This is a genomic window from Microvirga aerilata (assembly GCF_016743775.1).
Classification (GTDB): Bacteria; Pseudomonadota; Alphaproteobacteria; order Rhizobiales; family Beijerinckiaceae; genus Microvirga; species Microvirga aerilata.
Window position 1 is genome coordinate 1 of record NZ_JAEQMY010000118.1, and the last position, 10,903, is coordinate 10,903.

9 protein-coding genes and 3 tRNA genes are annotated in these 10,903 nt (G+C 67.2%); 7 read left to right on the forward strand and 5 right to left on the reverse strand.

What is annotated here, in order from left to right:
- Window positions 1-305: 305 nt before the first annotated feature.
- The 4 genes from JKG68_RS28415 to tsaD are packed head-to-tail and all read right to left on the reverse strand — an operon-like array spanning window position 306 to window position 3,359.
- On the reverse strand, window positions 306-719 hold the full coding sequence (locus JKG68_RS28415) for an EVE domain-containing protein (protein WP_202065374.1): 414 nt from the start codon (window positions 717-719) through the stop codon (window positions 306-308).
- 11 nt (window positions 720-730) lie between these two features.
- Window positions 731-1,735, reverse strand: a complete 1,005-nt coding sequence (locus tag JKG68_RS28420) for an NAD(P)H-dependent glycerol-3-phosphate dehydrogenase (protein WP_246515987.1) — start codon at window positions 1,733-1,735, stop codon at window positions 731-733.
- Window positions 1,732-2,304, reverse strand: a complete 573-nt coding sequence (locus JKG68_RS28425) for a GNAT family N-acetyltransferase (RefSeq protein WP_202065383.1) — start codon at window positions 2,302-2,304, stop codon at window positions 1,732-1,734. The genes JKG68_RS28420 and JKG68_RS28425 overlap by 4 nt, the downstream gene beginning before the upstream one ends.
- Window positions 2,304-3,359, reverse strand: coding sequence for a tRNA (adenosine(37)-N6)-threonylcarbamoyltransferase complex transferase subunit TsaD (gene tsaD, locus JKG68_RS28430; protein ID WP_202065375.1), 1,056 nt, complete (start codon window positions 3,357-3,359; stop codon window positions 2,304-2,306). The genes JKG68_RS28425 and tsaD overlap by 1 nt, the downstream gene beginning before the upstream one ends.
- Window positions 3,360-3,481: 122 nt before the next feature.
- On the opposite strand from tsaD, the gene hemC reads away from it, so the two are divergent.
- From hemC to JKG68_RS28465, 7 genes are all read left to right on the forward strand, one after another.
- On the forward strand, window positions 3,482-4,408 hold the full coding sequence (gene hemC, locus JKG68_RS28435) for a hydroxymethylbilane synthase (protein WP_202065376.1): 927 nt from the start codon (window positions 3,482-3,484) through the stop codon (window positions 4,406-4,408).
- Entirely contained in the window at window positions 4,408-5,106 is a 699-nt protein-coding gene (locus JKG68_RS28440) for a uroporphyrinogen-III synthase (RefSeq protein WP_202065378.1), read from the forward strand. The genes hemC and JKG68_RS28440 overlap by 1 nt, the downstream gene beginning before the upstream one ends.
- Before the next feature lie 201 nt (window positions 5,107-5,307).
- The gene (locus JKG68_RS28445; RefSeq protein ID WP_202065379.1) at window positions 5,308-7,029 is read left to right on the forward strand and encodes a COG4223 family protein; all 1,722 of its coding nucleotides are present in this window, start codon (window positions 5,308-5,310) and stop codon (window positions 7,027-7,029) included.
- Window positions 7,030-7,043: 14 nt separating this feature from the next.
- Window positions 7,044-8,639, forward strand: a complete 1,596-nt coding sequence (locus JKG68_RS28450) for a heme biosynthesis protein HemY (protein ID WP_202065380.1) — start codon at window positions 7,044-7,046, stop codon at window positions 8,637-8,639.
- Between the two features lie 81 nt (window positions 8,640-8,720).
- A tRNA-Thr gene (locus JKG68_RS28455) sits at window positions 8,721-8,796 on the forward strand.
- Window positions 8,797-8,901: 105 nt separating this feature from the next.
- Window positions 8,902-8,977, forward strand: a tRNA-Ala gene (locus JKG68_RS28460).
- Between the two features lie 20 nt (window positions 8,978-8,997).
- Window positions 8,998-9,072, forward strand: a tRNA-Gly gene (locus JKG68_RS28465).
- A 497-nt stretch (window positions 9,073-9,569) separates the two neighbouring features.
- On the opposite strand, the gene JKG68_RS28470 is transcribed toward JKG68_RS28465, so the two are convergent.
- Window positions 9,570-10,903 (reverse strand): methyl-accepting chemotaxis protein (locus JKG68_RS28470; RefSeq protein WP_202065381.1); only part of this gene is annotated, 1,334 nt, incomplete at its 5' end.

Genomic DNA, 10,903 nt, shown 5'->3' on the forward strand with positions numbered 1-10,903 from the left:
GGAAGCCTCGTACTTGGCCTGGTAGCCTGCCTCATCCAAATAGGCGCGGTGGGTCCACTCGGACGGCACGTCGTAGATCTTCTCTTCCATGGCGCTTCTCCCAGACGCTTGCCTGATGGATTTAGCGCTAGATTTACGGAAAGAGAGAGGGGTCGGGCAAGCGGCCTGAGATCGGACTTTGGTCTTTGCTACTTTCGAGGGCCGGAAGACGCCGCGTCATCCCCGGTGGCCATGAGACCGGGAAGGGGATCCATATCCCCGAGCATAGGGATAGCCTGCAACGCACCTTCCCGGGACAAACGACCCTAAAGCCCGCCCATCCGGCACACGATCGCCCATTCCTCGTCCGTCACCGGCTGCACCGACAGGCGGGAGTTGTTGACGAGGATCATCTTTTCGAGACCGGGCTCTTTCTTGATGTCGTCCAGCGTCACGGGCTTCGGAAAAGTCTTCACGGCCTTGATGTCCACCATGCCGAACTTGCCCGTCTCGTCCGTGTGGTCGGGGTAGTATTCCCGGATCACCTCGACGATGCCCACAACCGCCTTGCCCTCGTTGGAATGGTAGAAGAAGCCCTGCTGGCCCGTTTTCATGGCCATCAGGTTCTGCTTGGCCACGTGGTTGCGCACGCCGTTCCAGTGGGTTCCCTTGTCGCCTTGCGCAACCTGCTGATTCCAGGACCAGACGGAGGGTTCGGATTTGTAGAGCCAGTAGGCCATGCTGCTTCTGCTCAGTGTTCGGACTTGATGGGGCGGTTCATGAGCGCATCGACCGCCTGATCGAGGGTCCATGCGCCGCTCAAAATCTGATCGACGGCCTCGGAGATCGGCATGTCGATGTTCTTGGCGCGGGCGAGCGCCACGAGGGCGCTGGCGGTGGCAGCCCCCTCCACCAGCTTGCCGCCGGCGGCCTCCTCGACGCTCATGCCCTGCCCGAGCCGCTGGCCGAAGGCGAAGTTGCGCGATTGCGCCGAGGAGCAGGTGAGCACCAGGTCCCCGAGGCCGGACAAACCCATCAGTGTTTCGGCCTCGCCGCCGTAGGCGCGGGCAAAGCGCAGGAGCTCCGCGAAGCCGCGCGCGATGAGGGCGGCTTTCGCGCTCTCGCCCAGGCCGTGCCCCACAACGGCCCCGCAGGCAATGGCCAGCACGTTCTTGGCAGCTCCCCCGATCTCGACGCCGCGCACGTCGCCCCGGTGATAGACGCGAAGCGTCGGCCCGGAGAGGGCGTTCGCAAGCTCCTCGGCGAGAGCCGCATCGCGGCAGGCCAGCGTCACGGCGGTCGGCAGTCCGCGCGCCACGTCATGGGCAAAGCTCGGGCCCGACAGGACGGCGATGGCTGAGCCGGGCCGCACCGCTTCCGCCACATCGCAGAGGAAGGCCTGGCTCTCCCGCTCGATTCCCTTGGCGCAGAGCACCATGGGCGTTTCAGGGGGCAGAACGTGGGACAGGGCCACCGTCATCTCTCGCGTGGTCTGCGCAGGCGTGACGAGGAGAACGGCCTGGGTTGAGGCCAACTCGGCCAGATCGGAGGTGGGACGGATGCGGGCGTGAAGCTTCACGCCCGGAAGGCAGCGCTCGTTGGCGCGGGTGGCCGCCAGCGCTGTCGCCTGTTCGGGAGAGCGCATCCAGAGGATCACGTCGTTGCCGGCCGCGGCCGCCGCATTGGCAAGCGCCGTTCCCCAGGCTCCGGCTCCGGCGATGCCGATCGTTCCCATACGATGGAAAGCCCCGTTCATGATGGATCGGTAGCCGCAAAGGCCTGCCGCGAGATCCGGTAGAGCACGCTCCTGCGCAGAGGGTGGCCCTCCGGAACGGCCGGATGATCGAAATCGGCTGCCCCGTCATGGGTCATGCCAAGTTTCTCCATCACCCGGCGGGAGGGTTCGTTCTGCTGGGCCGTATAGGCTACGATCTCGGCAAGATCCGTCCGGTCGAACACGTCCCGTAAGGCGACTCTGGCGGCTTCCACCGCATAGCCCTTGCCCCAATAGGGTTGGTCGAGCCGCCAGCCGATTTCGACAGCCGGCGTGAAGGGCAGCTCGCGCACGATGCGCCAGCACCCGACGAAGCCGATGAAGGACGCCAAGCCAGGAGCCTCCACGGCCCAGGGACCGAAGCCATCGAGGGAGAATCGCTCATTGAGCCAGCGCGCTTCCGTGTCGCTTTCCTCATGGTTTCGCGTCTTGAAAAAGAAACGCATCACATGCTCGTCCGCGTTGAGGCGGGCATAGAGGGGCAGATCCTCCTCGCGCCAGCGGCGGAGGATCAGCCGCTCGGTCCTGATCTCGTCCGGGCAGGGCAGCATCACGCCTTCGCTCCCGCCTCGTCCCGGCTGGTGTCGAGGGGCCAGCGGGCGCGCGCCGGGGCCGCGATGTCGTCGATGAGGCCAAGCCGCATGCGCTCGAGGCCGGCCCAGGCGATCATCGCCCCGTTGTCGCCGCACAGGGCCAGCGGTGGCGCCACGAGCTTGAGGCCGGACTCGACCGCCAGCCGCTGAAGGGCCTGGCGCATGCCCTGGTTCGCCGCAACGCCGCCTGCCACGACGAGCGCGGTCGGATGGCCCGCGATGTCGCGGAAGGCGCGCAGGCCCACCCGGGTGCGGTCGACCACCACGTCGACGATAGCGGCCTGGAAGCTGGCGCAGAGGTCGGCGATGTCGCTTCCCGTGAGCGGCGCGATCCGCTCGGCCTCGATCCGCACGGCGGTCTTGAGGCCCGACAGGGAAAAGTTCGGCTCCTTGCGCCCCTGCATGGGCCGGGGGAAGGCGAATCGCTCCGGATTGCCCTTGGCGGCTTCCCGCTCCACATGCGGTCCGCCCGGATAGGGGAGCCCCAGCATCTTGGCCACCTTGTCGAAGGCCTCGCCGATCGCATCGTCGATGGTGGTGCCGATGCGCACATAGTCGCCCACGCCCTTCACGGCCACGAGCTGGGTGTGGCCGCCGGAAGCCAGCAGCAGGAGATAGGGAAAGCCGATGCCGTCGGTCAGCCGCGCGGTCAAAGCATGGGCTTCCAGATGGTTCACCGCCATCAGGGGCTTGCGGGTCACGAGCGCCATGGCCTTTGCGGTGGTGAGCCCCACCAGAACGCCGCCGATGAGGCCCGGTCCCGCTGCCACCGCGATGCCGTCGAGATCCTTCACGGAGCAGCCTGCGCTCTTGAGGGCGCGGGCGATCAGGCGGTCGATCACTTCCACATGGGCGCGGGCGGCGATTTCCGGCACGACGCCGCCGTAGCGGGCATGTTCGGCGATCTGGCTCAGCACCTCGTTGGAGAGAATTTCGCCCCGTCCGTCGAAGCCGACGCCCACAACGGCGGCCGCGGTTTCGTCGCAGGTGGTCTCGATGCCTAGAATGCGCATGATCGTTGGCTGTCTTTTTAAACCTGTTGTCCGGGCTTTCGGCCCGGCTCGCCTCCCCCTATAGTCCGCCGCACCGCACAAGATCAAACGCGGATCGCATCTGGCAGGAGCACTCAGGCAGAATGGTCTCTTCACCCACCCTGGTCATCGGCACGCGAGGCAGCCCCCTGGCGCTCGCCCAGGCTCACGAGACGCAAGACAGGCTTGTCGCAGCCCATGGCTGGACCGTGGAGCACCTGCCCCTGTCGATCATCAAGACCACGGGCGATGCCATTCAGGACCGGCCTCTCTCGGAGGCGGGCGGCAAGGGGCTTTTTACCAAGGAACTCGATATCGCCCTGCTGGAAGGCTCCATCGATCTGGCCGTCCATTCCGCCAAGGACCTGCCGACAACCCTGCCCGAAGGCATCGTGATTGCAGGCTTCCTGCCCCGCGAGGACGTGCGCGACGCCTTCATCAGCCACCGGTTCAAGAGCTTGAACGATCTGCCGCAGGGTGCCGTGGTGGGCTCGGCCTCGCTGCGGCGCCAGGCGCAAGTGCGCCGCCTTCGGCCGGACCTTCAGGTCACCCTGCTGCGGGGCAACGTGCAGACGCGCCTTGCGAAGCTCGCGCGCGGCGAGGTCGATGCGACGCTCCTCGCCATGGCGGGCCTGCGCCGTCTCGGTCTCACCGATCACGTGACCACCACCCTCGAGACGGACGATTTTCTACCGGCCGTGGGGCAGGGCGCCATCGCCATCGCGGTCCGCGCCGAGGACGCGCGGGTCCGCAACGCCCTTGGGCCGATTCTCGATGTGCCGACCGGCCAGGCGCTTACGGCCGAGCGGGCCTTTCTCACCATCCTCGACGGATCGTGCCGCACGCCCATCGCCGGACATGCCCGGCTGGTCGGGGATCAGCTTGAAATCCGCGGCCTCGTGCTGCGCCCGGACGGATCGGAGTGCCTGGAGGCTGTCCGGCGCGGCCTGCCCGACGATGCGGTGGCGCTCGGGCGTGAGGCCGGCAGCGAGCTTCGCACCCGTATGCCGGCAGGCTTCCTCAATCCCTGATGCGGGTTCTCGTCACCCGCTCGCCCGATGCTGCCGCGCGCACGGCCAGGAAGCTTGCCGTTCGCGGCCATGAGGCCTGCCTTGCCCCGGTGACCCGGATCGTGCCGACAGGCGCTCCCGTGCCCGACGGCCCCTACATTGCCTTGATCGTGACCAGCGCCCGCAGCGTGGAGGCGTTGGCCCGCCTCCCGGATCGGCAGAGGGCGGTTTTTGCCGTCGGCGAGCGCACGGCCGATGCGGTCCGGGCGGCAGGGTTTTCGCATGTGGCGGTGGCGGACGGGGACGCGGCCGCCCTGTCGCGGCTGATTCGAGCCAGCATCCCGCCCGGCCTCACGCTTCTCCACGTGACGGCCCGCCATCGCAAGGAGGAGCCGGCAGCCTCCCTGCATGCGGCCGGATTCGTCGTGATCCAGTGGGAGGCCTATGAGGCGCAGGCCCTGGACACCTTGCCCGTCGCGGCCGCCGAGGCCCTGCGCACTGGCCAAATCGCCGCCGCGCTCCATTATTCCCGACGCAGCGCGGATCTTGTCGTCCGGCTGGCAGAGGCGGCGGGCCTGGCGGCCAATCTCCGGGCTATTTCCCATCTCTGCCTGTCGGCCGATGTGGCCGCGCCCCTGACAGCGGCCGGCGCCGCAGCTCTTGTGGCGGAGGATCCGTCCGAGGACGCTCTCTTGAAGCTCCTCGATCCTCCTCCCTGACCCTGCCGCCGTTTCGCCGGCGATCCTGACGCCTGGGATCTTTGGGAGTAAGGAGAGGATCATGGTCCAGTCGGCCTACCAATTTTGGAGATCATGCTCCAGCCAGGGAACGAAACACTGCGCCCAAGCTTGCCTCAATTGCATTTCACACTGACCTTTCGAAGACCTCGCCAAGTTTGAAGACCTCACCAAGAGTGCACCGTGACCGATTCATCTGATCCCAGACGCTCGAAATCTTCCCGCAAGAGGCACTCGCGGGAGCCGGCAACCATCGACCTGAAGGCGACCGTGATCGATGACGGCACCATCCAGGACAGCGCTCAAGGGAGCACCGGGGAGGACGCGGCCAAGGATGTTCATGTCCATGACGCCGCAGCCCAGGATGTCGTTGCCCAAGAAGCGGCCTCTCAGGAGAGCCCTCTCGCGGAAACCCCGCAAGGCGCTCCTCTTGCGGAGACCTCGCAGGAGGCCAGGCCCGAGGAGACGATTGCCGGCAGCGTCTACCCGACGGCCGAGGATGTGGTTGCCTCTCCCGAAGCCACCCTCGATTCCGGCACGGGAACCGATACGCTTCCCACAGGCGATCCCTCGGTGGAGCCGCTGACGCACGACACGGTTTCCCAAGGGGGCTCCTTTCAGGGGGGCTCCTTCCAGGAATCAGCCTCCCAGGAGCCCCCTTCCCAGGATGCCTCCCTGCAGGATCCGCCGTCGGGCACCGTCCCGCCCCAGCCCCCTCCTGAACGGCGCAGCTCGGCGGGTGCCCTCATCGGCTCCGGCTTGCTCGGCGGTCTTGTCGGAGCGGGGCTCGTATACGGCCTGCAAACCTGGCAGGCCCCTCCGGCGCAGGATGACCAGCGGCTCGTCCAGCTGGAGCAGCGCGTGAGCGCGCTCCGTCAGCCTTCGCCAGGGCAGCCTCAGGGCAACACGCAGGCGCTTGAAGAGCGCCTTCAGGCCCTTGAAGCTGCAAGAGGATCCCTCGACGGTCGCCTCCAGGCCGTGCAAGGCACCGCCGAGCAGGCCGCAAGCCAGGCCCAGGAGGCCCTGAACCGGCCTGCTCCGGAGGCCGCTCCCGGCGCGGCCGCTCCTCAGAACGAGGCTGCCCTGAACGACCTCTCCACCCGTTTGGCCGCACTGGAAGAGCAGGTTCGTACCAGCACGCAGAACGCAGCCACCATGGCAAATGCCACGCAAGACCTCGACCGCCGCCTTGCGGACCAGGACCGTCGCCTCGGTGAGCAGGCGCAGCGGTTCACGCAGCTGGACGGCCGCTTTGCGGAGGTGGAGCGCCGTTTCACGGAATCCGAACGCCGGTTCGGCGAAACCGACCGCCGCTTCTCCGAGCAGGAGCAGCGCCTCGCCGCCCTGTCCCGGCAGGTCGCCGAGAACGGCAAGGCCGCGGAAGCGGCAGGCCAGACCGGAGCCAAGGTTGTCCTGGCCGGGCGCCTGAACGAGGCCCTGAGCAGCGGAGAGCCCTATGCCGAGGTGCTGGAGGGCGTGAGGAAAGCCGGAGCCGATGCGGCCCGCATCGCTCCCCTCGAACCCTTCGCCGGGCAAGGGGCGCCGACACCGGCCAAGCTGGCGGAAGACTTCGAACCGCTCGAAACCAAGATCCTGCGCGAGAGCCGCGGCCCAGCCAATGACTGGACGGACCGGATCCTGCGCATGGCGGATCGGGTCGTGACGGTGAGGCCCGTGAACGAACAGGATTCCACCGGCGTTTCAGGTCTTGTGGCCCGCATCAGGCAAGCCCTGGAAGCAGGCGACGTGGCGGATGCCGCCGCGGCCTGGGACGCCCTGCCCGAGCCCTCGCGCCGGATTTCCGAGGAATGGGGCCGGCAGGTCAAGGCCGTCGCGCAGGCGCATCAGGCGGCGCAGGCCATCGGGTCCGACGCTCTCGCCACCCTCAACCGTACGACGCAATAAAGGATCAGCCCAGCATGTGGCGCGCTCTTGTTTTCATTGGTCTTCTCTGCGTCGCGGCTTTCGGCGCGGTCTGGCTGGCCGACCGGCCCGGCACGGTTCTGGTCACCTTCGCCGGCTATGAGGTTCAAACCTCGGTGTCGGTGGCCGCCATCGCTCTCGTGGGCATTGCCCTGGCCCTGGCCCTGCTCTGGTCCCTGGTCTCGGGGATCCTGCAGCTTCCCTCCCGCCTCACCTTCGCGTCCCGTGCGCGCCGGCGCTCCCGGGGCTATCAGGCGGTGTCGCGCGGCATGGTGGCCGTGGGCGCGGGCGATACCATCGCGGCCCGCCGCTATGCCAACGAGGCCGAGCGCCTTTTGGGCAAAGAGCCGCTGACGCTGCTTCTCAAAGCGCAGGCCGCCCAGGTATCGGGGAACCGTGAAGCCGCAGAGGCAGCGTTCTCGCAGATGATGGACGAGGACGAGACCCGGGTTCTCGGCCTGCGCGGCCTCTTTGTCGAGGCGCGGCGCCGGGGCGATGCCGGGGCTGCCCATCAATACGCTTCCGAGGCCGTTCGCCTTGCGCCTGCGGCGGCCTGGGCCAGCGACGCGGTTCTGGAAGCGCGCTGCGCCGACCGGGATTGGCGCGGGGCTCTGGAGGCCGTCGAGCGGCGCACGTCGCTCGGCCTTCTCGACAAGAAAACCGCCAAGCGCCACCGGGCCGTTCTCCTCACGGCCGATGCCCTGGAGCGCGCCGAGCACGATCCGGACGGGGCGCTCAGGAGCGCCCAGGATGCGGCCAGGCTCGCTCCCGATCTGGTGCCCGCGGCGGCACTCGCCGGCAGGCTTCTGTCGCGCCGGGGCGATCTGCGCCGGGCCGCCAAGGTGGTGGAGGCCGCTTGGCGCAGCCTGCCTCACCCGGATCTGGCCGAGGTCTATCTCAATCTGCGCCCCGGCGATTCGGGATTGGACCGGCTCAAGCGCGCCGAGACCCTGCTGCGGCTCTCCGGCAGCGCGCCGGAAGGCCGGCTTGCCGTGGCGCGCTCCGCTCTCGAGGCGCGCGAATTCGACCGAGCCCGTGCCGCCCTGGAGCCGCTTCTCTCCAACCGGCCGAGCATGCGGGTATGCCTGCTCATGTCCGATCTCGAACAGGCCGAGCACGGCTCCACCGGCAAGGGGCGCGAGTGGCTCGCCCGCGCAACCCGCGCCCCGCGGGATCCTGCCTGGATCGCCGATGGGGTCGTGTCCGACAAATGGGCTCCGATCTCGCCCGTCACCGGCCGCCTCGATGCCTTCGTGTGGCAGGCCCCGCCCGACGTGCTGGTCGCGCCCGAACTCACCCTGCACGACGATGTGACGTCCGATCTCGACGACGAAGTGAGAGCGCTGCCGATTGCCGCAGGCGCGGAGCCGGCAGCCCCGTCGGCGAGCGAGCCTGCAACGCCCGTCGAACCCGTGGTTGCACCCGAACCTGCACCGGTGGAAACCGAGGTCAAGGCGGACGTTGCCGCAGAGGAGCCGGTGAAGGACGAGGCCCCTCTGCCGCCTCCCGGCCCGGTCGTCTTCCCGGTGACGCCGCCGGATGTGCCCAAGCCGAAGGAAGCCGGCCGGCGCAGCGTTTTTTCGGTCCGGTAAGGCCATTCCGGCCTTTGCCTCCCTTGCCAAGCGAGAGGCGAGGGGGTAAGAGGGCGGCCTCTCGGATCGCACGATTGCGAGGCCGCAATAGCTCAGCTGGTAGAGCACCTCATTCGTAATGAGGGGGTCGGGGGTTCGAATCCCTCTTGCGGCACCATCTTCTTCCTTGAATGCCAAGGGGTTAGAGATGGCTTGCCGTCATGGCAGGTTGCGATTATGGGATGAGGGAAGCACGGATCAAACGTGCTGCCCGATCAGATTAGGGGCCATAGCTCAGCTGGGAGAGCGCTTGCATGGCATGCAAGAGGTCGGCGGTTCGATCCCGCCTGGCTCCACCAATCTGAAAGAGACGGAGCGTGCGGGTGTAGCTCAGGGGTAGAGCACAACCTTGCCAAGGTTGGGGTCGAGGGTTCGAATCCCTTCGCCCGCTCCATTTCCTTCATGATTTTAACGACAAGGCGCCCTCGGGCGCCTTTCGCTTTTTGGTTTCCCAACAAGCAAACGGGCCCATTCCAAAGATGGAAGGGCCCGCGGTGGCCCGAGGGCCACACGTCATTGACGTTTATCCGGCTAAACCGGCGTTTCAATCCTGATTGTCGAGCTGAAGAATGCCTCCAATGCTCAACCGTGCCATGTGGAGGGAGTATTCAGCCCAGGCGACATTCCTATGTGAGCCTCCATCCGTTCAGACCGGGGCGGGTGCCCGGCTCATCGACTGGCGGAAACGGCCTTCTGTCGGGAACCCGCTTGAAGAGCCACGCCGATCCGTCTGTTGCGACGAGCAATCCTCGAGGACTGAAAATCTGGCCCGTCATCATGCCAAGTCGTTCGTCGGCTAGTTGTTTCAGCGTAGCGGGAAAGAAAAAGGCCCGGCGCATGGCCGGGCCTTTCGTGTCATACCCGATAGGATCCTTGCCCGGACCCGGCTCGTCAGGCGGCTTTCACCCCTGAGAGGAATGCGTTCACCTCGTGGCTGAGGTCGTTGGAGTGGCGGGCGAGCTCCTGGGCTGCGCCCAGCACCTGGCTGGCCGCAGCACCCGTTTCGCCGGCCCCGTGCTGCACGTCCACGATGGTGCCCGTCACGGCTTCCGTGCCCCGTGCGGCCTCCTGCACGTTGCGGGCGATCTCGGCGGTCGCCGCCCCCTGCTCCTCCATGGCCGCTGCAATCGACACCGAGATCTGCGACATCTCGGTGATCGTGCGGGCGATCTCCTGGATTGCCAGCACGGTCTGCTGCGTCGCCTGCTGCACCGAGCCGATCTGGGCCGAAATTTCGTCGGTCGCCTTGGCGGTCTGGTTGGCCAAGTCCTTCACCTCAGAGGCCACGACCGCAAAGCCCTTGCCGGCCTCTCCGGCGCGCGCCGCCTCGATGGTGGCGTTTAGGGCCAGCAGGTTGGTCTGGCCCGCGATGGTGCTGATCAGCTGAACCACGTTGCCGATCTTGTCGGCCATGGCGGCAAGCTCCTGCACGGTGCCGTTGGTGCGCTGGGCGCCTTCCACCGCCCGCTCGGCGATCTGCGAGGACTGCGTCACCTGAGAGGCGATCTCGCGGATGGAGATGGACAGCTCCTCCGTCGCGGCTGCCACCGTCTGCACGTTCGCCGAGGTCTGCTGGGCGGCAGACGCCACGCCCACCGATTGCTGGGTGGTCTGGCCGGCCACCGTCGTCATGGTCTGGGCGGTGGCTTCCATCTCCGTTGCGGCCGAGGACAGGCCTTGCGTCAGGGACGACACATTGGTCTCGAACCGGCGGGTCAGGCCGTCCAGCACCTCAGCCCGACGCATCTTGGCCTGGTTCTCGACTTCCTGTTCCGCCGCCAGGCGACGTGCCTCGATGGCGTTTTCCTTGAAGACCTCCAGGGAGCGCGCCAGGTGCCCGACCTCGTCCTTGCGGTCGGCGCCGACGACACTGACGGTGAGATCGCCGTTGGCGAGCTGTCCCATGGCCCCGGTCATCGTGTTCAGGGGACGCGTGACGCCGTAGACCATGATCGCGCCGAGCAGCCCGATGGCGATCGTCAGGCCGACGACCGAGGCAGTAATCAGCTGTGTCGAGGTAAAGGACGCGAGATCGGCAGCGTCGGTTTTCTTCTGTTCGAGAGCCTTGGCATTGGCCTCGGCCCGCTCGTCGAGCGCCTGCGAGGCTTTCTGGCGCAGGGCTCGTCCCTCGCCGCTCGAAACCTTGAAGGAACTGTCGGGAATTTCGTGTGGGGCCATTACGATGATCTGGAAGGAGACATCGCATGGCACGCCGCAAGGAACCC